General features: G+C 35.6%; 25 protein-coding genes. 22 read left to right on the top strand and 3 right to left on the bottom strand.

What is annotated here, in order from left to right; all coding sequences use genetic code 11:
- Positions 1 to 5: 5 nt before the first annotated feature.
- Positions 6 to 827, top strand: a complete 822-nt coding sequence (locus AC4BB7_RS02875; protein WP_086315427.1) for a MetQ/NlpA family ABC transporter substrate-binding protein — start codon at positions 6 to 8, stop codon at positions 825 to 827.
- A gap of 369 nt (positions 828 to 1,196) precedes the next feature.
- On the opposite strand, the gene AC4BB7_RS02880 is transcribed toward AC4BB7_RS02875, so the two are convergent.
- Together AC4BB7_RS02880 and AC4BB7_RS02885 are read right to left on the bottom strand one after the other, a co-directional pair.
- Positions 1,197 to 1,379, bottom strand: a complete 183-nt coding sequence (locus tag AC4BB7_RS02880) for a hypothetical protein (RefSeq protein ID WP_490484360.1) — start codon at positions 1,377 to 1,379, stop codon at positions 1,197 to 1,199.
- Positions 1,380 to 1,394: 15 nt separating this feature from the next.
- On the bottom strand, positions 1,395 to 2,594 hold the full coding sequence (locus AC4BB7_RS02885; protein ID WP_086315429.1) for an MFS transporter: 1,200 nt from the start codon (positions 2,592 to 2,594) through the stop codon (positions 1,395 to 1,397).
- 252 nt (positions 2,595 to 2,846) lie between these two features.
- Here AC4BB7_RS02885 and AC4BB7_RS02890 point away from each other — a divergent pair, with 252 nt between their 5' ends.
- The 5 genes from AC4BB7_RS02890 to AC4BB7_RS02910 all read left to right on the top strand — a co-directional run bounded on the left by AC4BB7_RS02890 (position 2,847) and on the right by AC4BB7_RS02910 (position 6,248).
- Positions 2,847 to 3,503 carry a Crp/Fnr family transcriptional regulator gene (locus AC4BB7_RS02890; protein WP_086315430.1) on the top strand — a complete coding sequence of 219 codons (657 nt, stop codon included), beginning with the start codon at positions 2,847 to 2,849 and terminating at the stop codon, positions 3,501 to 3,503.
- A gap of 170 nt (positions 3,504 to 3,673) precedes the next feature.
- Positions 3,674 to 4,612 (top strand): helix-turn-helix transcriptional regulator, encoded by a 939-nt coding sequence (locus AC4BB7_RS02895; RefSeq protein WP_086315431.1) that lies wholly within the window; start codon positions 3,674 to 3,676, stop codon positions 4,610 to 4,612.
- Positions 4,613 to 4,909: 297 nt separating this feature from the next.
- Positions 4,910 to 5,530 carry a DJ-1/PfpI family protein gene (locus AC4BB7_RS02900; RefSeq protein WP_490484361.1) on the top strand — a complete coding sequence of 207 codons (621 nt, stop codon included), beginning with the start codon at positions 4,910 to 4,912 and terminating at the stop codon, positions 5,528 to 5,530.
- 224 nt (positions 5,531 to 5,754) lie between these two features.
- Positions 5,755 to 5,976, top strand: coding sequence for a type II toxin-antitoxin system RelB family antitoxin (gene relB, locus AC4BB7_RS02905; protein ID WP_490484362.1), 222 nt, complete (start codon positions 5,755 to 5,757; stop codon positions 5,974 to 5,976).
- Positions 5,973 to 6,248 carry a type II toxin-antitoxin system RelE family toxin gene (locus AC4BB7_RS02910; RefSeq protein ID WP_490484363.1) on the top strand — a complete coding sequence of 92 codons (276 nt, stop codon included), beginning with the start codon at positions 5,973 to 5,975 and terminating at the stop codon, positions 6,246 to 6,248. The genes relB and AC4BB7_RS02910 overlap by 4 nt, the downstream gene beginning before the upstream one ends.
- A 277-nt stretch (positions 6,249 to 6,525) precedes the next feature.
- On the opposite strand, the gene AC4BB7_RS02915 is transcribed toward AC4BB7_RS02910, so the two are convergent.
- Complete coding sequence (locus tag AC4BB7_RS02915; RefSeq protein ID WP_490484364.1) at positions 6,526 to 6,798, bottom strand: hypothetical protein; 273 nt, start codon at positions 6,796 to 6,798, stop codon at positions 6,526 to 6,528.
- Between the two features lie 832 nt (positions 6,799 to 7,630).
- Here AC4BB7_RS02915 and AC4BB7_RS02920 point away from each other — a divergent pair.
- From AC4BB7_RS02920 to AC4BB7_RS02995, 16 genes are all read left to right on the top strand, one after another.
- Positions 7,631 to 7,723 (top strand): type I toxin-antitoxin system Fst family toxin, encoded by a 93-nt coding sequence (locus tag AC4BB7_RS02920; RefSeq protein ID WP_490484365.1) that lies wholly within the window; start codon positions 7,631 to 7,633, stop codon positions 7,721 to 7,723.
- A 669-nt stretch (positions 7,724 to 8,392) separates the two neighbouring features.
- Positions 8,393 to 10,822 (top strand): CRISPR-associated helicase Cas3', encoded by a 2,430-nt coding sequence (gene cas3 / locus AC4BB7_RS02925; RefSeq protein WP_490484366.1) that lies wholly within the window; start codon positions 8,393 to 8,395, stop codon positions 10,820 to 10,822.
- Between the two features lie 44 nt (positions 10,823 to 10,866).
- Entirely contained in the window at positions 10,867 to 11,598 is a 732-nt protein-coding gene (gene cas5c, locus AC4BB7_RS02930; protein WP_490484367.1) for a type I-C CRISPR-associated protein Cas5c, read from the top strand.
- Positions 11,598 to 13,520, top strand: coding sequence for a type I-C CRISPR-associated protein Cas8c/Csd1 (gene cas8c / locus AC4BB7_RS02935; protein ID WP_490484368.1), 1,923 nt, complete (start codon positions 11,598 to 11,600; stop codon positions 13,518 to 13,520). The genes cas5c and cas8c overlap by 1 nt, the downstream gene beginning before the upstream one ends.
- Before the next feature lie 3 nt (positions 13,521 to 13,523).
- On the top strand, positions 13,524 to 14,381 hold the full coding sequence (gene cas7c / locus AC4BB7_RS02940; protein WP_490484369.1) for a type I-C CRISPR-associated protein Cas7/Csd2: 858 nt from the start codon (positions 13,524 to 13,526) through the stop codon (positions 14,379 to 14,381).
- 1 nt (position 14,382) lies between these two features.
- Complete coding sequence (cas4, locus tag AC4BB7_RS02945; RefSeq protein ID WP_490484370.1) at positions 14,383 to 15,036, top strand: CRISPR-associated protein Cas4; 654 nt, start codon at positions 14,383 to 14,385, stop codon at positions 15,034 to 15,036.
- Positions 15,033 to 16,064, top strand: a complete 1,032-nt coding sequence (gene cas1c, locus AC4BB7_RS02950) for a type I-C CRISPR-associated endonuclease Cas1c (protein ID WP_490484371.1) — start codon at positions 15,033 to 15,035, stop codon at positions 16,062 to 16,064. Before cas4 ends, cas1c begins: the two co-directional genes overlap by 4 nt.
- Positions 16,065 to 16,073: 9 nt before the next feature.
- Positions 16,074 to 16,364, top strand: coding sequence for a CRISPR-associated endonuclease Cas2 (gene cas2, locus AC4BB7_RS02955; protein WP_490484372.1), 291 nt, complete (start codon positions 16,074 to 16,076; stop codon positions 16,362 to 16,364).
- 1,021 nt (positions 16,365 to 17,385) lie between these two features.
- Positions 17,386 to 18,477 carry a tyrosine-type recombinase/integrase gene (locus AC4BB7_RS02960; RefSeq protein ID WP_490484373.1) on the top strand — a complete coding sequence of 364 codons (1,092 nt, stop codon included), beginning with the start codon at positions 17,386 to 17,388 and terminating at the stop codon, positions 18,475 to 18,477.
- A gap of 262 nt (positions 18,478 to 18,739) precedes the next feature.
- Positions 18,740 to 19,489, top strand: a complete 750-nt coding sequence (locus AC4BB7_RS02965; RefSeq protein WP_490484374.1) for a winged helix-turn-helix domain-containing protein — start codon at positions 18,740 to 18,742, stop codon at positions 19,487 to 19,489.
- A 72-nt stretch (positions 19,490 to 19,561) separates the two neighbouring features.
- Positions 19,562 to 20,215, top strand: coding sequence for a hypothetical protein (locus AC4BB7_RS02970; protein ID WP_490484375.1), 654 nt, complete (start codon positions 19,562 to 19,564; stop codon positions 20,213 to 20,215).
- A gap of 34 nt (positions 20,216 to 20,249) precedes the next feature.
- On the top strand, positions 20,250 to 21,353 hold the full coding sequence (locus AC4BB7_RS02975; protein ID WP_490484376.1) for a WxLIP family cell surface protein: 1,104 nt from the start codon (positions 20,250 to 20,252) through the stop codon (positions 21,351 to 21,353).
- A 2-nt stretch (positions 21,354 to 21,355) separates the two neighbouring features.
- Positions 21,356 to 21,673, top strand: a complete 318-nt coding sequence (locus AC4BB7_RS02980; protein WP_490484377.1) for a hypothetical protein — start codon at positions 21,356 to 21,358, stop codon at positions 21,671 to 21,673.
- Between the two features lie 9 nt (positions 21,674 to 21,682).
- Positions 21,683 to 21,907 (top strand): hypothetical protein, encoded by a 225-nt coding sequence (locus AC4BB7_RS02985; RefSeq protein WP_207111917.1) that lies wholly within the window; start codon positions 21,683 to 21,685, stop codon positions 21,905 to 21,907.
- A 90-nt stretch (positions 21,908 to 21,997) separates the two neighbouring features.
- Positions 21,998 to 22,720 (top strand): WxL domain-containing protein, encoded by a 723-nt coding sequence (locus tag AC4BB7_RS02990; RefSeq protein ID WP_490484378.1) that lies wholly within the window; start codon positions 21,998 to 22,000, stop codon positions 22,718 to 22,720.
- Positions 22,721 to 22,856: 136 nt separating this feature from the next.
- A complete protein-coding gene (locus AC4BB7_RS02995) occupies positions 22,857 to 23,909 on the top strand; it encodes a WxLIP family cell surface protein (RefSeq protein WP_490484379.1) in 1,053 nt (350 codons plus the stop codon).
- Positions 23,910 to 24,096 lie beyond the last annotated feature (187 nt).

The raw sequence follows: 24,096 nt of genomic DNA on the forward strand, positions 1-24,096 counted from the left end.
GAAACATGAAAAAAAAAGTATTGATTAGTATGTTAATGGTAACGGGTCTAGTGGTTGCAGGATGCGGTGGACAGAAAAAACAAGCGGATACGGAGAAGAAGGAAGATAAGGTCATCAAAGTTGCTTCTCATATTCCATCGACTGTTGAAGTTGTTGAATTGGCGGGCAAAAATATTGAAGATGGGTATAAAGTAGAGTTGGTTCAAGTCAATGATAATATTCAATATAATGAACTTTTAAATGCCAAAGAAATCGATGCCAACTTTGCTCAACATGAACCCTTTATGCAAAAATTCAATGAAGAAAAAAATGGTGATTTAGTGATTGTACAAAAAATTTATAATGCTAAAGTTGGCTTTTATTCGAAAGAGTTCAAAGATATTAAAGATCTCCCAGATGGCGCCAAAATTGCACTACCAAGTGATATTTCCAACGAAGGCCGTGCACTGGCAATTTTAGATGACGCTGGTTTGATCAAACTGAAAGACGGTGTAGGGTTCAATGGCGCAATCAAAGATGTAGTTGAAAATCCTAAAAAGTTTGAATGGGTTTCTGTTGATTTACTAAACTTAGCAGAAGCATATAATGAAAAAGATATGGCAATGATTTACAACTATCCGACTTATATTGCTAAAATCGGCTTAACACCAAAAGATGCGATTTTATTGGAGAAGAAAGTGGATGATCGCTTTGCCATAAGCTTGGTTGCCAGAGAAGATAACAAAGACTCCGACAAAATAAAGGCACTAAAAAAAGCAATGACTAGTGATAAAGTTCGTGAGCTATTAGAAACAAAATACAGTGAAACATTAACACCGGCATTTTAAAAATAAACAATCAGAGAGCAGAAAATTATTCTGCTCTCTGATTGTTTATCTGGATAAAAAAAATTAGTGCTGTTTGTAGAAGATCGTAGAATATAATTTATTACTGATTCTGGAGAGGAAACTTCTTTCAAATCATCACGATTTACTTTGATCTTTCGGTAAATCAGATTTAATGGCAAGGTTGATTTTTCCGCAATCATATTGACGGAAATGCCATTTTTACCAAAGAAAATCAATTTGAAAATATCAAGTTTTTACTCATCACTTTTTTTCCATAACGTTATGACCTCCAAAGGTGAAGCGTAATCAACTGAAATATACAGTAAATAAATGGAAAAAAAACCAATTTCTATTTCCTAATTATTATTTTTAACCCATGATATTATTATTCTCGATAGCTGATTCAATTGCTCTTGCGTATTGATTTGTATTTGCTTGATAGTTGTCGATCAAGGTCAAATCCTTTTCAATATGACCTAGGCGAGTGTTTAGTTCTTCTATCTTGTTTAACGTTTGTTGTAAAATTTCAAGCATACGTTCTTCTGTATTCATCATGTTACTCCTTTTTTATTTGATATTTTCATAAACAGAGACTTTTGATCGGTAAAACAAAGCGTAAAGAATCGTACAAACTATCGGAATCAGACCAGCAACGAAATATAAACCTTGGAATGACAAAATACTTCGTAATTCTCCTAAAACATAAGGCCCCACGCCAAGACCAAGATCCAAACCAATAAAATAGGTAGATAACGCAATACCGATACGGTGACTATTAGGACTTTCCTTTAAACAAATTGCTTGACCATTCGACATGAACGTTCCATAACCTAGACCAATCAAACCACCTGAAACTAGCAGCATCCAGCTTGAATTTGTAACACTTAGAAAAAATAATCCGACTGTTAAAAATAAAAAACTAGGATACATCACGGCATTTTCACCTCTTGCATCAAAAATGCGACCAGATAGGGGACGAGTAGCTGTAATCACTAAAGCATAGACCACAAAGAAAAATGAGCTTGCGCTGACAAGATCGATTGCTTTAGCGTAAGATGAAAGGAAAGACAGTACGCTTGAATAAGAAAGTCCCATTAGAAAAGCAATAAATGAAATAAATAGCACTTTCTTTTCAATGAAGCTATCAACTGTCCAACGAGATAAACTCGCTTTATGCTCAGCACTCAATTGAATATTTTTTACAGGGAAGATAAAACAGGCGATCGTGGTCAAGAAAATCAGTACGATCGAAAATAAAATAATAAAATAAAAACTCATAGTATTAAGTAAAACCATCCCGATAAATGGACCTATAGCAGCAGCTAGACTCGTGCTTAATCCGTAATAATTGATCCCTTCCCCATGTTTTGATTTAGGAATATAAGCTGTTACGATGGCATTTGTTGCTGTTGAGACAGTTCCATAGCCAAAACCATTTAGCAAGCGGACAAGGTAAAGAATTCCGATACTTGGGATGTATAGATAAGCGATCGTAGTTATGAGATAAAATAAAGCGCCATATCTCAGTACTGCTTTTCTACCAATGAGTTCTAAGAGTTTACCCATAAACAATCGTGCAAATAAGGTGCCGATAATATAAATCCCTGAAGCAAGACCTGCTTGACCTAATGAAGCGTGCAAGGTATCTTGAGCAATCACTGCAATGATCACCATTAGTAAGTAGTACACGAGATACACCACAAAATTGATCAACGTAATACTGATAAAACCTTTGTTAAATAATTTTTCTTCTGAATGTTCCGTCATTGTAAAGAGTTCCTTCTTTCCTAGTGTGATAAGCTTAAATTGCAAGTTACAATTTTTTTCTGAAAGCCAGTTGTATAGATACTATACGAAAAAAGCCATGAAAAAAAATGCGGATTTGTTTTAAAAAAAAGTTAGAAACAAAAAAACACAACAAAAGTCATATACATTTGTTATTGTTTTTCGATGTGTTATGCTTTTAAATAAGAATAGATTTTTACAGAAAATGTTCAAAAAAGGATAAGGAGTCATTAAATGGATAGTCATGTCTTACAAGAATATTTAGATAATCATTCATTTCCAATCGTTGTGAAGAAAAAAAGAACCTATTTAACCTATGAAGGATTGCAGGATCGCTATGCGTATATTTTGAAGAGCGGTATCATCAAAACTAGCGTTATTTCTCCGGATGGACGAGAGTTTAATTTGAGGTATATCAATAGTTTGGAAATCGTATCGTTGTTGAGAGATGAATATTCCCAGTTTATCGACGCGCCGTTTAATATTCGGATCGAATCAGAGCAAGCAGAATTGTATCAAATTGATCGGGTTCAGTTTTGGAAGGATATCAATCAGAGTAAAGAATTACAGATGTACGTGAAGGATTATTACCGTGTTCGGTTGATGTATTCGATGAAGAAGATGCAGCAAATGTTGATGAATGGCAAATTTGGAGCGGTTTGTACCCAGATATATGAGTTATATGATACGTTTGGCGTGCAGTTAGAAGATGGGCTGTTGGTTGATTTTGTGGTCACTAATGAAGAGATTGCCCATTTTTGTGGCATCACTTCTGCTAGTAGTGTAAATCGCATGATGCAGCAGCTGAAGGATTTAGGAGCGATTAAGATTCAAGATCGGAAGATTGTGATTACGGATATGGATATTTTGAAAGATAATATAATTTTGTAGAAAAGCGTATATAAATCCGATGTTGACACGATCAACAAATAACTTGAATTGTGCTGTAAGAAATTACACAGTATAATGATGATACAAAAATCAAGAAAGAAGGAATCAATGCGCATTTAGCAAATAGATTCCTTTTTTATTACGTATCTATGCAATGAAAAGGAGAAAATATGAAAATCGATCGCTTACTCAGTCTAGTAAATTTGTTAACCGAAAATGACCGAATGACTGCCAAAGGATTGTCTGAACGATTGGAAGTATCTAAACGAACTATCTATCGTGATATTGAAACGTTGAATTTAGCAGGGATTCCGATTGTTTCTTATTCAGGAATTCGTGGCGGTTATGGCATAGTTGAGGGGTATAAAGTTAGTAAACATATTTTTTCAACAGAAGATATCTCGACTATTTTGACTGGCCTTTCAGCGATTCAAAGTATCTCAGCGTCCTCTGACATCAGTCCCTTACTAGCAAAAATTGCGCCAAATACAAGCTTGCAGCAACCGCAAAGCGATTTATTGATCGATCTATCGTCGTGGTTTACACTCAATGAAGGCAAGAACAAACTAAATGATTTACGCCAAGCAATAGCAATGCAGCGAATCATTGTTATTCAGTATCATTCCAAAAAAGGCTATTCGGAACGAAAAGTAGAACCGTATAAACTTGTATTTAAAGCGTCCCATTGGTATCTTTATGGTTTTTGCTTAAAAAGAAAGGCATTTCGCTTGTTTAAACTGACCAGGATTCAAACATACGAGTTGTTAGATGAGGGATTTGAGCCTAGACCTTTAGAAGCTATAAAGCTGACTATTGAGTCTGAAAATGATTATCTAGAAGCGATGGCATTGCCAGCAAGCCAACAAGTAGTTTTAACATATGATCAAAAGGATAAATTATATTTGATTGACAAATTTGGTGCAGAATTTTTTGAGGAACAGGATAAAGCCTCGGCTGTTGGAACAATCGTGTTTCCATTGATCGATCAGGAAAAAACAGTGGATTTCATTTTACGTTTCCAAGACAAGGTACGAGTCATTGAACCGCCGATAATCGTTGAAGCAGTCAAATCGAAAATTGAACAAATGTATTTTCTTTATAAAAGCTGACAATCAGTTGTCACACTTCTGTTGTATGATGAAGTCCGAAAGGTATCTAGCTACACGGGCTATCACTACGCTGTGCTTCGATCTCAACAATTCCTAAGAGCTAAAGCTCTAAGGATTGAAGGTCTTCGGGAAAAAGATAAAAACTAAATGAGACAAAAAGCACCTCAGTTCGTTTTTCCTATTTTCCTGTCAGAGTTAAACGAGCCTGCTTTGAAACACAGTGAATAAAACGAACTGATGTTGAAAAGTACAAGGTGTAGCGGAGCGTTGTTACCTATATATAAGGAGGAATAAAATATGACAGAAGTACTTTTTGTGTTATTAGAAGAATATGCAGATTGGGAAGCGGCCTCAATTGCGGCGGTTCTGAATCAGGAAGAAGGTTTCACCGTTAAAACAGTGTCAAATGAAAAACAAGCCATTCATTCGATGGGCGGTTTTTCTACATTGCCGGATTATACATTTGCTGAAGCGTGTCAAAAAGAGTTTGACGCATTGGTTTTAATTGGCGGAAAGTCTTGGCGAAAGGATAAAGCAGACGCTGTTGCGGCTTTAGTAGAAAAGGCGGAACAGCAAGGCGCTTTGATCGCTGCGATTTGCGATGCGACTGTTTATCTGGGGACTCTGGGTTTACTAAATGATGGCAAACATACAAGTAATCAACTACAAGACTTGCAAGAGTACGCAGGTGATCATTATACGGGCGCAAATCAATTTGTAGAAACCCAAGCAATAAGAGCGAATAATTTGATTACAGCTAACGGGACGGGGTATTTAGAGTTTGCTAGAGAAATTTTATTGGCACTTCAAGTAATGCCAGAGAAAGAAGTAGCAAACTGGTATAACTTTTTCAAATTAGGGTATTATGAAGCGCTAAAACAAGAACTTAGAAGTACAAGTGATGAGGATGTTGATTAAAAGTAGTGCTTCACGGGATGAAGAGTTATTAGAGAACTTCGTTGCGGAACGTCCATTGAACAGAGTCCTTCGAAAAATGAATTCTTGATAAAAGAAAAGGCGGGAATGGAAGAACTTTCAAGAGCTCGATAACAGGCAAGTTTTTTTAGAGCGTGCAATTGAGAGTTGTGTACAAATGTGTTACAACATCTGTAAGACATTTGTATACAAAAGGAGGGAACGAAATGAGCACAGTAACATTCAGACTATCTGAGGATGAAAAAGAGTTCATGCAAAAAATGGCTGAGTTTAATGGGCTATCCTTATCTGAACTTGCTAGGACTAAAATTTTGGAAAGTTTAGAAGATCAAATTGATTTGGACACCTATAATAAATTAATGACAGAGCATCGAATAAAAGATGAAAGTATTTCTCATGTTGAAATGGTGAAGAAGCTTGGTTTATGACAGAAAAAAAGTATGTTGTTCGGTATGAAAAGGAAGCACAAAAAGTACTAAAAAAGATGGACCGATTTCAAGCAAAATTAATTCTTTCGTGGATTGATAAATATCTGAAAGGTATTGAAAATCCTAGAGCAATAGGAAAAGGCTTGGTTGGCAATAAAAATGGTCAATGGCGCTATCGAATTGGAGACTATCGTATTATTGCGGATATAGATGATGAGACGATAACAATTCTTGTTGTAACAATTGGACATAAAAAAGATGAATATAATTAGTAGAAAAGGCTTAGAAGATGGTAAGGAACTTCTAAGTCTTTCGTTTGTTTTAAAAAGGAAAATTGAAGTTTAGTAGAAAATGTTGCGCAACATTTAAAAAATCCTTTGTTTTTAAATGACCGATTACTTGAACAGTCTGTCCACCTTTTTCTGTAAAATCTGGTGAGTAAACTTGTTACATCTTGCAAAATTTTTCTGCTGCAGTAACGTATGCGTTTTTTCAATTTATCCCTTACAATATCTAAATACGCAAAAAATAGTCCTTTTTATTTTTTGATTAGATCTTTTGATTTTGTACAATACTCGCTAATTGATTTTGCGATTCGGCTATCAAAAGCGCATATTCTTTATGAAAGGTTTCAAACAATTTTGCACTTGCGTAGTATTGTTTGACTACTTGCTTTTTATTGATTGGTGTAGTTGGATTGGTAAAGTACTTTTCCAAAACTTCTAGCGGTTCTTTCCAAGATTCTAAACGCTCGAGTGAATCTCGAAGATTTAGAATCTCTTGATAAGGGACAGTTTTGATGCAGATGGCTGAATTTTTCATGGAAATGCTCCTTTTCTTTTTAGTATGTAGAGCAAAAGAAAAATGTAAAAGCTGTCCGTCTCTATCGTTCAATTATGCTAGTATGTAGGGAACTCCTTTGAGTACCCAGAGAAAAATTTCAAAAGTGTCTAGAAATTCTTACAAGAATTAGGTACAATAAAGAAGCTGGTACTACGGTACTAGCAAATAGGCAACTTGGATAGAGAGATACTGCTTTCTATTCAGGGCTTCATTGAACGGTTGGCGCCGAACAATGAAGTGCCTATTTTTCTTTTTCTCAAAGTTTGTAGGATAGAAATAAAAAAAGACGATCCACAGGTATCCTGTAATCGTCTACAAATAGGCAAGATAAAGAACCTATAAAATGTGTTGCGACTGTACAACAAAACATAGATTTATCCTTACGCTATTGGCAAAGTCGTTTTACAGATACTGCTGTTTAAACAAAGCTTCTGGTTTGGTTGGCGCCAGACCACGAAGAGCCAATTTATTTAGTTTTAATGTTAGTTATTTCTATCCTATGCGTTTTATTATACATAAAGAGTAGCTTGTTCACAATGAGTTTTTTTGCGGAACGGTATTAAATAACATCGAAATCATGCTCCCTTATATATAAAGAAAAATAACAGAAATTTTTTGAAATGGAGATTTTTTTCTGCGAAGTAAAAATTAATGAAAATAATCAAAATAGTTTTAAGAATAGGACAAATTTGACAAAAGCAGAATTAATTACGAAGAAAAGCTAGCAAGAAACAAAACCTTTGCTATGCTAAAAGTGGTCGCTTTCTCTTTTGCGATGGCGATACGTATCGCATAAAGGAGGTGTTTCGACATGCTCGTTTTATTTTCCACAATCATTGGTCCGATTATTGTTGGAGTGGTCTTGGGACTATTCAAACATTGGCTTGATAATCGGCAGAACTAGAAAGCGGCTGAAAGCCAAAATAAACCCCATCACTCTCCGAAAGTGATGGGGTCTTTGGTGTATCTACATACTCGTTATTTTCTACTTATAAGATACATGAAAAAAAAGGTGGAGTCAAGTTCTTTCTTGATAGCTTTATTTATTGAGGACGGATTTAATTAGATAAATGAAAACCAGCCCAAATTCCAGAACTTGGGCTGATACTATCATTAGGTACTAAACACAGAATTCTTTCAATCCACACATTTAAAATGTGACAGGTTCTAAAACTTATTTAAATTATAACACATTATTTATATTTTAACTAATAAGGAAGAAAAAGTTGACTAAAAAGTTTTAATGTAGTACGCTAAACTAGTAAATATTTTTATGCTCAATTCAGTGTTTAGTATTAGAATTAGCAGGAAGGGTAATAATAAAATGATTAATAGAGATAAAAGTAAAAAATTGTTGTTGGTAGCTATTAGTGCACTCGTTGTAGTTATAGCAGAGAAGCTTTGGGATGTTCTTTCTGTTTTGTTTATTTTATTATTGCTAATATTAATACTAGTCTACCTTTTTTTCTTTAACTAAAAAATTAATCCAACTATCTAAAATTTTAGATAGTTCTTTTTTTATAAGTGGTATAATTTATTTAAGACATTTAGAAATCAATTGAGGAGTTTAAGTATGTATATCGCACATGTAAGGAAATCAGATGGAGAAAAGCAACGCTTAAAAGATCACCTACTAGAATGTGCCGTGTTGAGTGGTGATTGGGGCGCAAAAATTGGATTAAGAAAAGTTAGCTATATAGCAGGTTTACTTCATGATTTAGGGAAATATTCCAACGAATTCCAAGAATATTTGCGAAAAGCTATTGCTGATCCGAAAAGTGTGACACGTGGTAGCGTGGATCATTCAACTGCGGGTGGTAAACTTCTTTTTGATTATTGCCACAAAAATAGTCGTGATCCATTTTCATATATTTTTGCTGAATTGGTGGGGAATGCGATTATTTCTCATCACAGCAGTCGAGGGCTGCAAGATTTTTTTACACCAGAGGGAGAAGCAACGTCTGATTATCTTAGGCGAGTAGCAGAAATAGAGGTTGTGGACTATGAGCAGATTAAACTTCGTTTTTTTGAAGAAGTGATGTCAGAAGAACAATTTCAACAATTATTGACAGAAGCAATAGAAGAATTGAAAGGGTTTTATCAATCAAATGGAAAAAGCAGGGTCAAACAAAATGATACATTTTTCCTTTTGAAATTCATATATAGTTGTCTGCTGGATGCTGACCGAACAAATACGATGTTGTTTGAAGAAAATGAAAAATTTAAAAAGCATGAAAATGATGCGTTACTGAAATCTTATAGTCAAAGCCTAGAAGAATATATTTCAACTTTTACCGCTGACACACCAATCAATCAACTTCGTGGACAAATGTCAGATCAATGCAAGACCTTTGCTGAAAGAGAAACAGGGATTTATACCCTTTCGATTCCCACAGGAGGCGGAAAAACGTTAGCTAGCTTACGATTTGCCTTGAATCACGCTATAAAACATGGAAAAGAGCGCATCATTTATGTCGTACCGTTTACAACGATTATTGAACAGAACGCTGCGACAGTTCGAGAGATTTTAAAAGATGAAGAAAATATTCTAGAGCATCATTCCAATGTTTTTACAGATCAGGAAGAAACGAAAGCAAGGAAATCGGAGGAATCAGAAGCAGAAAAAGAAGCACTGGAGCAAAAACAAGCATTAATGAAAGACAATTGGGAAAGCCCAGTGATTTTTACAACGATGGTGCAGTTTCTAAATACGATTTACAGTCGAGGAACTCGAAACCCACGTCGTTTTCATAATTTAACCAATGCTGTGATTATTTTTGATGAGGCGCAAGGCGTGCCAACGAACTGTACGCATTTATTTAATGAAAGTTTGAACTTCTTAAAAAAATTCGGTGGAACAACGAGTGTTCTGTGTACAGCAACTCAGCCGTCTTTAGAAAATGTTGGACGAGCGTTAACCAAAGATTCCGATGGGGAAATGGTTTTGGATTTATCAGAAGTAGAATCCAAGTTTAAACGAGTAGAGGTCATTGATCGAACAACAGATGAACCATGGAAGCTTGAAGCATTAGCTGATTTCAGTCAAGACATTTTAGCAGAGAAAGAAAATTTGCTAATTATTTTAAATACTAAAAAAGCTGTTCGGAGTTTATATCAATATTTGGAAGAACAGCAATTAGAAGATGTTGAGTTATATCATTTAAGTACCTCAATGTGTGCCAAACATCGGAAAGATTTGTTGGATGAATTACGTGAGAAACTAAAAAATAGTGAGACAAAACTAATCTGTATCACAACGCAATTAATTGAAGCGGGTGTAGATATTAGTTTTCAATCTGTGATTCGCTCGGTGGCTGGCTTGGATTCAATTACTCAAGCCGCAGGACGGTGCAATCGACATGGGGAAACTAAGCAACAACCAGTCTACCTAGTCAATCTTTCCACAGAGCTTGAAAATCTGACTCATTTGCCACAGATTAAAAAAGGACAAGGAATTACGTTAGATATTCTTAAAGAAAACAGTGAACTTGATCAAGGGGAATTACTTTCTCATGATGTTCAAAAACGGTATTTTGATCGTTATTATGATTGTTTTAAGCATGAATTAAACTATCCAGTTAAAAAGACATCGCTCGAACTGTTTGGTCTATTAGGAGAAGGTGCTAATGCGCTGGAACATTATAAACGAACATACGGCTCTGCACCTATTTTGGCACTTAGAAGTAGTCCTAAAACAGTAGGGAAATATTTTCAAGTCATTGATAGTCCAACGACATCAGTGCTTGTTCCGTACAGAGATGGGAATGAATTGATTGCAGATTTAAATGGTGAGCTAAGACCTGAAGAGTATGCGCCAACGCTGAAAAAAGCACAACAATATATGGTCAATATCTTCCAGCATGAATTGATGGAACTTCAAACAAGTGGTGGAATTTATCCACTGTTGAATGGCGATATTTTGGCTCTGACCAGTAACGCGTATGATTTGAAGTTTGGCATAGATATAGAAGCAGAAGCGGCTAGTGGTTATTTAGGATTTTAATAGTATCTGACTTCAAGAGTTTGATTATAAAGGAGGAAGCAACGATGAGATACAAAAATCAGATTTCATTTAGAGTTGAAGGTGAATATGCTCTTTTTACAGATCCTTTGACAAAAATGGGTGGTGAAAAAATGACCTATCAAGTGCCCACCTATCAAGCGCTAAAAGGAATCACAGAAAGCATCTATTGGAAACCATCGATTATGTACTATATTGATGAAGTTCGCGTGATAAACTCGATTCAAATGGAATCCAAAGGCATGCGACCCATGAAATACAACGATAGCAGTGCCTGTGATTTAGCATACTATACGTATTTGAAAAAGCCTGTTTATGAAGTGAAAGTCCATTTTGAGTTTAATCCACATCGTCCTGATTTAAAAGGAGATTGGAATGAAGACAAGCATTATCAGATTTTAAAACGTTCGATCAAAGCTGGCGGACGGAGAGATATTTTTCTAGGAACAAGAGAATGTCAGGGATACGTAGAGCCAGTTGAGTTTGGGAAAGCTAAAGGCGACTATGACAATTATGAAGGAGAATTGCATTTTGGCACAATGGTGCACGGTTTATCTTATCCAGATGAAACAGGAAAAGATGAATTAGCTGTTCGCTTGTGGCGTCCGATTATGGAAAAAGGCATCATTAAGTTTAAACGTCCAGAAGAATGCACTTTAGTTCGATCACTTAGAACAATGCAGGCAAAAGTATTTGGACCAACAGATATCGAAACTGTCGATCAGTTATTTGAAACTTTGGAACAGGAGGTTGAATAATGAGTTGGCTAAATGACTTGTACCAAACGTACAAAGAAAATGAAGACCAAGTAGGGGAAGTTCAACGAACATCTTCTGGAAAAGAAATCGTTCTTTTGCCCATTGCTCATGCTTATCAAAATGCACAAATCGAAGTAACGATAACGCCAGAGGGTGAATTTTACGAGGCAGATGTTGTACCAAAAGAAGCGTCGCAAACCATGATTCCTGTAACGATCGAGTCTGCTGGAAGATCTGGCTCAACGTCTGCACCTCATTTAATCCATGATAATTTAGTCTATGTGGCAGGTGACTTTGAAAAATATGGTGGTGTCTATAAAAAGAATAAAGTTGGAAAAAATTCGTATCAAATGTATGTAGAAAACTTGCAGGCATGGTGCGAATCAGAGTATTCTCAGCCAGTTGTTAAAAGTGTTTTGCAGTATTTAGAAAAAGGAACATTGATTGAAGATTTAGTACAAGGAAATGTAATGTTTGAGAAGAATCATCAACTTATTCCAAAATGGTCAAAAGAACTTGAAGCAAAACTTGGTGAGAAGCCGCCATTATTTAGTGTGGTAGTTGGGGAACAATCAGCTTCTTTTGTCAGATTTGCTGTTCAAGAAAAGGGAAAAGAAAAACGACCACTCTGGGGAGATAAAGAAATAATTGATTCATTTGTTGCTTATTATACAAACGAACTGACAAATGAAGGGCTAGATTATGTCACTGGAGAAATGTTACCACTAACAGAAAACCATCCTTCAAAAGTACGCTATGGCGGTGATATGGCGAAATTGATCTCAGGAAATGATTCCACAAATTTCACGTATAAAGGTCGTTTTACTGATAAAAATCAAGTCGCTTCGATCAGTTACGAAGTTTCTCAAAAAGGGCATAACGCATTGAAATGGCTGATTGGCAAACAAGCATTTATTTTGGACGGACGAGTTTTCTTAACTTGGGGGAGAAAAGAAACAGAGGTGCCTAACCCAGAAGGATCAAGCGTTGATTTTCTTGATTTTGATGCTATTTTTGCAAAGGATGAAGAAGCCGAAATGTTATTGAATCCAGATACAACGCACCAACAATTTTCCGAATTATTTAAAAAGGCCTTGAATGGTTATAGCGTGAAGCTTTCTTACCATGAGCCGATTTATATTATGATTTTAGATGCTGCAACTCCTGGAAGAATGGGGATTCTTTACTATCGTTCATTTGAAAAAGAACAATACTTTACACGAATTGAAGCATGGCATCAAACGTGTTTTTGGCGTCATACGTATGGTAGTAAAAATAAACAACGCTACACATTTTGGGGTGCTCCATCACTTAGAGATATTGCTGAAGCAGCTTATGGTGCACGAGCTAGTGACACGTTAATAAAAAATACAATCCATGAATTATTTCCTTGCGTTGTGGATGGTAAAAAGATTCCAATCAATATTGTTAGAAATCTCCTGCAACGAGCGTCAAATCCTGTAAGCATGGAAAAATGGGAATGGGAAAAAACACTAAGTATTGCTTGTGCAGTTATGAATAAAAACTTTAAAAAGGGGGAACGAATTGTGGTATTAGATAAAAGTGAAACTGATAGAAGTTATCTATTTGGAAGAATGTTGGCGGTAGCAGATAAGGTGGAGAGAAAATCACTTTCTTTGGGTGAAAAAGACAGAATGACAAATGCAATGCGTTACATGAATACATTTAGTAATCATCCCTTACAAACTTGGCAAACACTCCAAGAAAACTTAATTCCATATTACGGACGTTTGAAAGACAGAGGCCTATATTATCAACATTTAATAGATGAAATTGTTGCATCCTTTGAAAAAGGGGAAAGAACAAACAAGCCATTGAATGGGGAATATCTTATGGGCTATTCTGAACAACGTTATGAATTAGACACTTATAAAAAATCAGAAGACAAAACGGAGGAATAAATCATGAGTACATTAGAAAATAAAATCGACTTTAAAGTCATTGTTTCAGTAACAAATGCAAACCCAAACGGTGATCCATTAAACGGAAACCGACCTCGTCAAAATTTTGATGGTTTCGGTGAAATATCAGATGTAGCAATTAAACGTAAAATTCGTAATCGACTACAAGACTTAGGTGAACGTATTTTTGTTCAGTCTGATGACCGTGCGGATGATGGCTTTAAAAGTTTGAAAGACCGAGCAGATGCGGTCGAGGAATTAGAGGCAATTAGTAAAGACAAGAAAAAGGATGCGGATCGTTACGCACAAATCGCTTGTAAAACATTCATGGATACTAGAAGTTTTGGGCAAGTTTTTGCGTTTAAGGGATCTGATTTATCGGTTGGTGTTCGTGGACCTGTTTCTATACAGACCGCTGTAAGTGTAGAGCCAATCGATATCAACACGATGCAAATTACGAAAAGTGTGAACTCTGTTACGGGTGATAAAAAAGGCTCCGACACCATGGGAACCAAACATTTCGTTGACTTTGGTGTCTATGTTTTCAGCGGCAGCATCAACGTTCAACTAGCCGAAAAAACAGGCTTTACCGAAGCGGATGCAGAAAAAATCAAAGCAGCCCTAACAACTCTTTTCGAAAATGATGCATCCTCTGCTCGTCCAGACGGCAGCATGGCTGTAGAGAAAGTGTACTGGTGGGAACACCCAAGTAAAATGGGCAAAGCCTCATCCGCTAAAGTCCATCGTTCTGTAAAAATCGAAAAAAATCCTGAAGTAGATCGAGCAAAATCATTCGATGATTATACAATAATGGTTGAACCACTAGAAGGAATCGAGCTAACAGTCATCAAAGGGCTATAATATGTACGATGAACAAGATTATTTAATGATCTCTGGTATCCAACATTTTCTCTTTTGCCGCCGTCAATGGGCCTTGATTCACATTGAACAGCAATGGCAAGAAAATGTTTTGCCGCTAGAAGGACAATATTTACATGAAAAAGCAGACCAACCGACGATTCGGGAAAAACGCAAAGATCGTTTAATTGTTCGTGCATTACCTATCCATTCGCCAACTTTGGGTATTACTGGAATCTGTGATGTTGTGGAATTTGTACAAGATCCAAATGGTGTGCCCTTAAACGGAGAATCAGGAACCTTTTCACCGATTCCAGTTGAATACAAGCATGGAAAGCCTAAGCAAGAACTTAGTGATATTTTACAGTTAACCGCACAGGCAGTCTGTTTAGAAGAAATGCTCGTTTGTGAAGTACCAAAAGGCTATCTTTATTATCATGAAACAAAACGCAGAGAAGAAATCGACATTACGCCTGCTTTGCGTGAAGAACTCAAGAAAAATGTAGCTGAAATGCATCAATACTGGACAAGGCGCTACACACCTAAAGTTAAAACAGGTAATTTCTGTAAAAAGTGTTCGTTACAAAATATCTGTTTACCTAAATTGATGAATGTTCAAACGGTTAAAGGTTATTTAGATCGGAGGTTATGTGAATGAGAAAATTATTGAATACATTATTCGTTACGACTCCTGAAACCTATCTAGCCTTAGATGGTGAAAATATTGTGATAAAAAAAGAAGACACAACATTAGGACGAGTTCCTCTTCATAATTTAGAGTCAATTGTAACAACAGGCTATTTGGGCGCAAGTCCAGCTTTGATGCGCAAATGTGCTGAAAAAAATATCGGTCTAACGTTTTTGACGAATACTGGTAAGTTTGGTAGTCGGGTTACAGGAGGCACAACGGGGAATGTAACATTACGTAAAAAGCAATATCGTCTATCTGACATTGAAGAAGAAAGCTTAGCGATTGCCCGTCATTTTATTATTGGTAAATTGTACAATCAACGGTGGATGTTGGAACGTCTGACAAGAGAGAATCCGATGAGAATTGATGTTGAGCGCTTTAAACAGATATCTGGAGAGTTAAAAAATTATATAGAAGATATACGTCTAGTCGATAACCTAGAATCGCTCAGGGGGATCGAAGGACAAGCAGCAAATCGCTATTTTCTATTGTTTGACCAAATGATTTTACAACAAAAAAGTGATTTCGGTTTTTATGGTCGAAACCGCAGACCACCTTTGGACAATGTCAATGCAATGCTTTCTTTGGCGTATACTTTGTTAGCGCAAGAATGTGCAGTAGCCTTAGAAACAGTTGGTCTTGATCCGTATGTTGGTTTTATGCATCAAGATCGACCAGGTCGGGCTTCATTGGCGCTAGATTTAATGGAAGAATTACGTGGAATTTATGCAGATCGTTTTGTTTTGACATTGATCAATAAAAAAATGATCACTGAAAAGGATTTCGTTAAAAAAGAAAGTGGCGCTGTGATTTTAACGGACGATGGTAGGCGAATTTTTTTTCAAAAATGGCAAGAAAAAAAGCAAGAACAAATTCAGCATCCGTTTTTAGGGGAGAAAATCAATTGGGGGTTAGTTCCTTATGCTCAAGCATTATTACTAAGTCGCTTTTTAAGAGAAGATTTAGATGGTTACCCGCCATTTTTATGGAAGTAGGTGAAAAGTATGTTAGTGTTGATCACTTATGATGTTGCAACAAGTTCGAAAAATGGAACCCGTCGTTTAAGAAAAGTCGCTAAGAAATGTCAAGATTATGGACAACGTGTCCAAAATTCCGTTTTTGAATGTGTTGTTGATGCGACGGAACTAACAAAGTTGAAAAAAGAATTAGTTGATTTAATTGATGAAGAATTAGACAGTTTGCGAATTTATCGATTGGGAAATAACTATCAAAAAAAAGTAGAACATATAGGTGCAAAAGAAAGCTTTGATATTGAAGCACCTTTGATATTTTAGCACTAACATTTTGGTGCGGACCCAAAGTGCACATGAAAACACTAGGAGATCCGCACCAATAAATAGGTGTTTAACATCAATAAAAAGCTCTTTTTCTCATCTGAATTTAATTTTTAAGTTGATTTTTTGTGAAATAGCAGAAAAATGTCATGTATTTTTGTTATTTTCACGGTCTAGCTCTGTTTAGAGCTAGTGGATTGAAATAGCTGATCGTTAGAAACGTAAGTTTTTAGGGTTTCGTCTAGCTCTGTTTAGAGCTAGTGGATTGAAATAGAACGTAAAAGTGAGTTATCAGTTTAATCTTAAGTCTAGCTCTGTTTAGAGCTAGTGGATTGAAATCGCTTTGGGAAGCTCAAATATCAAGAACAGGCTCGTCTATAGTGGATTGAAATGTGTCTGAATCAGTAGAGGAAACGATACAACCTAGTCTAGCTCAGTTTAAACAGTATATCTTCCGCTCTACTAAAAAAACACGAACCTCTATCAAAACCGAAGAGCGGGAAACAAAAAAACCTAATATCTCTATTAGGTCTTTTTTGCTTCCTAAAATTTCTACATCACAAAATGGAACTAGAACTTGCATTCATAAAAGGTATAATAGAGTGACATGATGTCATTGTTATTGGTACTTCGAGAAAAGAATTATCCAGATAATTAACTGGACAGGACTTAAACATATATACTCACATAAAAAAAGACCACCGAAATCAAAATCACAAATAGTCTCTAGTCGTAAATCTGAAATCAGATTATTTTTTTAAAAATTTATTTTGTATTTGTTATTTAAAATAATATTTTCTTGTTATAATAACAAACGAGAAAATTATGTAAATGCCGTAATATTTAGGTCTCTCAGCTGATGATATATTGTTTTTTTCAGTTTGTCAACACTGTTTTAAGTATTTTTTTGTATTTTAATCATTGTGTTCACTTTTATATCTTATTGTTTGATGGCTGTTTTACAATAATTTTTATTCGCCGTCAAATCGCCGTCAAAATTAAAATAAGGGGGAAATGATTTATGGTAAGAAAAGGTGAAAATATTTATAAACGAAAAGATGGTCGCTGGGAAGGAAGATACATAAAAGGAAGAAAGAGTGATGGAAGTGCTCTATATGGCTATGTATATAATAAAACATATATGGATTTAAAAGAAAGATTATTAACGATGAAAGCTCTTTATTCACATAACTATACCTTTAAAACCATTGAGTATCAAGGGACTCTTAATGACTGGTCAACTTGTTGGCTAACTGAAATACAGGGGCAATTGAAGCCTAGCACACATGCTAGCTATACTAATAAAATGACGAAACACATCCTGCCTTTTTTAGGAGACAGTCCCCTGCAAAACATTACAACGAGCAATTTGAATGATTGGATCAAAAAAATAGAAGGTGATTTGTCACCTAACTCTGTTCGAATCGTGTATCAAGTATTGATGTCTTGCTGTACGGCCGCGGTAAAAAGAGGGTTGATCCCAGATAATCCTTGTAAATATGTCGCTTTGCCAAAAAAAACTCCGAATAATATAGAGGCAATCACCTCTCAAGACCAAAAAAAATTAAAAGAAAAAGCAGCAACGCATCCCAAAGGACTTGCGATTATTTTGGCTCTAGAAACTGGGATGAGAATCGGGGAGATTGCTGGATTAAAGTGGGAAGATATCGATTTTTCATCCGATATTCTAACAGTCCAGCGCACGATTCAAAGAATCCAAATGGTTAATGGCGTGAACCAAAAAACACAAGTTATTGAAGGGGCACCGAAAAGTATTACGTCTAAACGTACTATTCCAATTTCTAAAAATATCAAGAGTCTTTTGATCCAACAAAAAAAACAAACGAGTGGTGACTTTGTGTTAGGAGGAAATAAACCAGCAGAACCACGTCTCATTTCAACGTGGTTAAAGAAAATCTGTCAAAGTTTTCATTTTGCTAATATTCGTTTTCATCAGCTGAGACATAGTTTTGCAACTCGTTGTCTAGAAAAAGGAGTAAACATAGCAACGATCAGTGCTTTGTTGGGTCATCATTCGACTAAAATGACGCTAGACGTTTACGTAAATTCTTTTATGTCAGAGAAAAGAAAAGCCATTAATTTAATCAGCTAGTCTTACTACTTTTCAAAAATTATCACATTTGGAAAGTAGTAAGGCAATTTTTGTTTTTCATTTAACGTACCATTTTCGTTAGGGAGTTTCAACAGTTGCACGATTGTTTGCTAGCTATTTGATATTTAAGAAACCTACGCCGTCAATTTTGCCGTCATAAAGTATTTTGAGTGTTGATATAAGTGGTTTTGTAAGGATATTTCTCGTTTGTTATTAAAACAAGAAAATAAATGCTAGAAAGATTTGAAGAGGAGGGAGCCATATGGAAAATACAATTGGCCTATTACATATCAGAGATGATTCTGAACAGAACGATCACATAGAGTTATTGATAAAGCAGGCTCTCATTGAAGAACAGTATTCGCTAATAGAAATTACAGAAAAAGAACAAATAGGAACATTAGATGGTTTGGTGCTTCAGTTGGAGAAATCATCTGATTATGTTAAAGCATTTCAGTGGTTGATCGATCTAGAAGAAGAACATTCCTTATTTATTTGGGTTCTAAGTGAAGGAAAGGATTCTGAGCTAACAAAATTATATCCTCATTTAAGTAAAAATTCAGTAATTGAAATTATTGAGTCGGATCAAGGGTTTGAGGAACTAGGCATCAAAATAAAAAATGCGCTCAATTACAAAAATCACTTATTAAACAAGATAGAACCGAAAAAAATATCAGATCATCATTACTTAGATCCAACCAAGCTAAGTCTAGTGGTTCATGACAAAATAATAGCACTAACCAGAAAAGAATTCAAAATTATTGAGCTGCTATATGAGAACCTGGATAACGTCGTGACCTATGAGCAAATCAATGAGGCAATTTATGGTAATTCAACAGGAGAATCATTAGAAAAGTATCGGGTGGCAAACTTCATTTTCCATATCAGAAATAAATTAAAAGAACAAAGCTATTTTAAAATTGAAATTATTCGAACAAAAGGATATCTACTTACCTATTCAAAAAACGAACGATTTCTTTTCGAAAATCGAGGCGAAAAAGTCTTACAATGATCCCTCATATCAGAATGACTAGATGGATTTAAAAGACTACGTAATTATTTAAAGAAATGGATGGCTAAATGTGTGAAAGACAAAAAGACCTATTATCAAAAATATCGAGGGTATTATCTCGGTCAATTGATCCTTTTGGTAGGATGGATCACTAATTTTATTCTTTTTTCAAGGTTTTATGAAGGGGCTATGTTTTATGTCGATAAAAATGCCAAATTTATTATTCAGTTATTGTTCATCATGACTTATTACTTGAGTGATGTACTAACGTATTTATTTGTTGCTTTCTTACTGATGACATTAAATCTCTTCCTGATCTTGATGTTTTATACCAAAAATAAGCGCGAAGGAATCAAGCGAAAAGAGAGAACTTATTCAATGATCGTGTTTCTAGCGATTATCGGAATCAGTGCTATAGCGTTATTGATAACAATTATTTGGCCGCTGTTTTTATTACTATTTATCGTTTCTCTGACGATCGTCTATATCATATATGTCATTACAAAATCTTTATATGAAGAAAAAGATGAATCGTACGAAGAAAATGAACTAGTTAAAGTAGAAGGTCCTTTCCAAACAAAGGCAGTAGCTGAAGAATATACCAAAGAATTTTTGAAACATTGGATGGAGCATTTTACTAAGCAAGGTCTTAATTTAGTAGCAATTACTAAATGTGATGAAAATGATGAGTGGTATGTTGAAATCATTGTTCAATCAATTCAATAAGAATAAATACTAGTAGTTAGGAGAACCTTTTTTCATGAGAAAGATTAATGCGATATATCTAAGCCTTATCTGTGTTTTTTCATTATTTTTTTTTGCTGATCAAGTAATGGCTGCAGATGATGATAATAATCTAGGGTATACAGTGACGCTAGTTCAGTCCAATACCCAAATCGATCCAAACAAAAGCTATTTTTATGTGCAAACCAAACCAGGTGAAGCCCAAACATTAGAAGTAAGAATCAAAAGTACCAAAAAAGAGAATGTGCGGATCAAGATCTATGGCACCAATGCCATCACAGGTGATGGCGGAACCATTGAATATAGTGATGATAAAACATATTTCGACTCAACGCTAAAAGAACCAGTGACCTCAATGATCAAAATAGCCACACCAGAGATTACAGTTGGTAATCATGAGGAAAAGACAGTGAAAATTCAATTGACACCGCCAAAAGAAAAGTATGATGGAGTCAAAATGGGCGCAATCGTTTTTGCTTTGGATCAAGGCGAAAAAGCAAAAAGTGGTGTTTCAACGGAATTTTCTTACCGTGTCGGATTGATCACGTCAGGTTCTGGCGATGAATTCAATAACGCTCAAACATTGAATCTAAACTCAGCAAAAGCCTCGATAAAACGCGGGAAAAAAATGGTTTTAGCGAACTTACAAAATCCTGAACCCAAAGTATTAGAAAATTTAAGTATCGTCGGCACGATGACGAAAAAAGGGACCGCTGAAGTGGTCAAAAGAAAATCTGTCGAAAATTACAGTATGGCACCGAACAGTTCGTTTGATTTTGAAATGGATTGGGGCATTGCCGATCTGCCATCTGGAACCTATATCTTGAAATTGGATGCATCAAATGATTATCAAGAATGGCAGCTGAGCAAAGAATTCACGATCACAAACCAACAAGCAAAAAAAATGAATGAAGAAAGTGCGTTTAAAATTATTACGCCAACTTGGATCAAAAGTACTGCGATATTCCTTTTGGTGATCAGCGTCTTGATCATGTCGTCGACCGTTCTTAGAAGAAACAAATGGGAAAAACAATGGAAAAAAGTCAGAATTGCAAAACGAAAAAAACAGGGGAATCAAAAGAAAAAACGAAAAAAAATCAATAGAAAAGATGGTGAATAAGGATGAAAAAGCCTTACTTTATTTGGCCGTTGTTTCTTGTAGTGTGTGTGTTTGGGATTTTGTTTAGCCAAGCGCCTCAAGCGTTAGCGGAGCAAGAGAAAACAGAAACAGGTATATCATTCAATCAGTCTGTTGAACCAGATAAACCGAAACCGCCAATTTATGAGACAAAACCTCCCGTCTATCCAGCAACGGATGGTGCGTTACCTCATTTAGGACAAATGATGACGTCGTTCATTCTATTATTGTTAGGCGTCGCTTGTTTGATTGTCTTTTTAGGTGTTATCAGTTTACGGAAGGTATACAGCATACATGTATAGGAGGGTAAAATGAAAGATTATTTATGGATTTATATATTAGGAGGAATCGCCTCTGCATCGTTACTATTTTTTCTAGTGACACTTTCAAGAGACGTATTTTTAGTTAGAAAGCTACGAAAAAAGAAGCTGGATTTAGCTTTTAACTTTAGTCTATTAGCTGTGTCTATCACAAGTCTAGGATTGATTATTTATTTGTTTGTTTTACTGAAAGACCAAATCAAACTGATTGGCTAGACTGGTGAAACAACGTATTAATCTGTGAACAATTTATAACAGTAACTGTCGCCAATCTTACTTACGTTAAATAAGAAGGGTGATTAAATTTTGAAAAAAATACTATTTACAACATTACTTGCTTCATCAGCGTTGCTGATTTTTGCAAAACCTGCGAATGCAGAAGAAGTCGGAAATGAGCAGACAGACTTGGGGATTCGTTTTGACACTGATGGACCAGTAAAACCTGGACCAGGACCATTCAAAGATAACTTAGCATTGGTATGGACACCATCTAAATTTGATTTTGGTCGTCAAGCAGCAACAGCGAATATTGCTACATATAGCAATACTGTAGCCGGAGATCAATATATTGTCGTGAATGATGACAGACAAGGTACTGAAACAGGCGGAGAAGGCACAAAAGCCGTAACAACTTCTGCTTGGAAAGTGACGGCATCATTGTCTAAATTAGTTTCTAAAGACAACTCAGCTACAGAATTGCCATCAAAACTAACATTTACTTTAGGTGATGCACAATCGTACGATATTGGTGAAGTTGATCCAGATACAAATGACTTTTTACCAAATCCAGTCGAAGGAAACTTAGGAGCACTTGCTGATCCTAACAATATCACTGTTAGCAAAAGTGTAACATTAGAAGCTGGCAATACGACTGCAACAAATATCATTGCGAAAACGCAAGCAGATGCTGTCAAAGGCGGTTTTGCTACAAAATTATCAGATACTAAATTAACTGTTACTACAGGAACAGGAGCTGCCGGTAAAGCATTTAAAGGTAGCGTGAACTGGAGTCTTGACAATACTTACTAAGAAATAGCTTAGTAGTGTGTTGATATAAATAAGTAAGTAGATTGGTAGACAGTTATTGTTATAAATTGTTCACAGAATTGTCTGTATGACAAAGAATCGAGGATTTATTGTTGAAAAGAGAAGGAGGGATCAGTCGTTGAAAAAACATCGTATATATCTAATAGTATTATTCTTCTGTTTGGCACTGTTCGTTGATCCCGTTAAAAGCATCGCAAAACAAGATTCATCCAATTTGATTGGCGGATTATCTTATGAAATTGTATATCCAGAGAATCAGAAAAATAAGAACTTAGGTTACTTTGATCTGACGATGAAGAAAGGGCAAGAACAACAAGTTTCCCTCAAACTCTATAATTCATTAGCAAAAGACCTAACAGTTGAAATCCACTTAAACACAGCAAAAACCAATAGTATTGGGAAAGTTGAATATGGACCGAATGATTTGCCAAAAGATACCTCTTTGACAACTGATTTCACAACTATCGTCAAAGGACCAACTAAAGTGGTGATTCCTTCTGGTGGGAGTAAGCAAGTCGAGTTGATGATCACACTGCCTAAGGAAATGAAAGACGGGTTGATTGCTGGCGGTATCCAATTGAAACCTGTGGTGAATCATAAAGCAAGTGATCAAGGGAAAAAAGATATTGTTGTAAATGAATTTGCTTTTTTAGTAGGGATGTTATTACGTGTTGGTGATACGGATAGCATAAAACCAGAGCTGAAATTAAATAAAACATACATAGCATTCAAAGATAAAAAAAGTCATTTGTTTATCAATCTTTCTAATCGTCATCCGGTATATGTCGAAGGGATGAAGATCGCTGTTCAAGTAAGAAAAGCCAACAAGCAAAAAGTATTAATTGAATACCAAAAAAAAGACATGCGAATGGCTCCGAATTCGATGATTGATTTTCCTATTGATTTAACTGATAAAGGATTGAGCGCAGGAACCTATTCCGCTGAGATCAAGGTTTCTTCCAAAAATGGTGGTAATTGGTCATGGACGGAAGATTTTACGATTAATACGTTAGAGGCGAACAGCCTTAATATGCAGCTCAAAGAAAATAAACCAGACGCAAAACAGACTTTTTTGGTCATTTTTTTAATTTTATGTGTAGGTGCACTTGGATTCATTTTAGGTTATAAAGTGATAACACGAAAAAAAGCAGAAAATGAAAAGAGACGTTAAGCAACCCGTTTTTACGACTGTAATCGTGAAAAAGAACAGCGTTAAAAGAAATAATAGTGAACTGACTCAAACACTCTTCATGTGCATCACCTCTAATCAGCAAGCAAAATCGCTCAATCAATGATTTGGTTTGAGCTGAACTAAATAGGTGATAGTGATACAAAGGAGGTGTTGCGATAGAGAGTAA

It is taken from the genome of Enterococcus sp. AAFC-DPL-5182 (genome assembly GCF_058216605.1).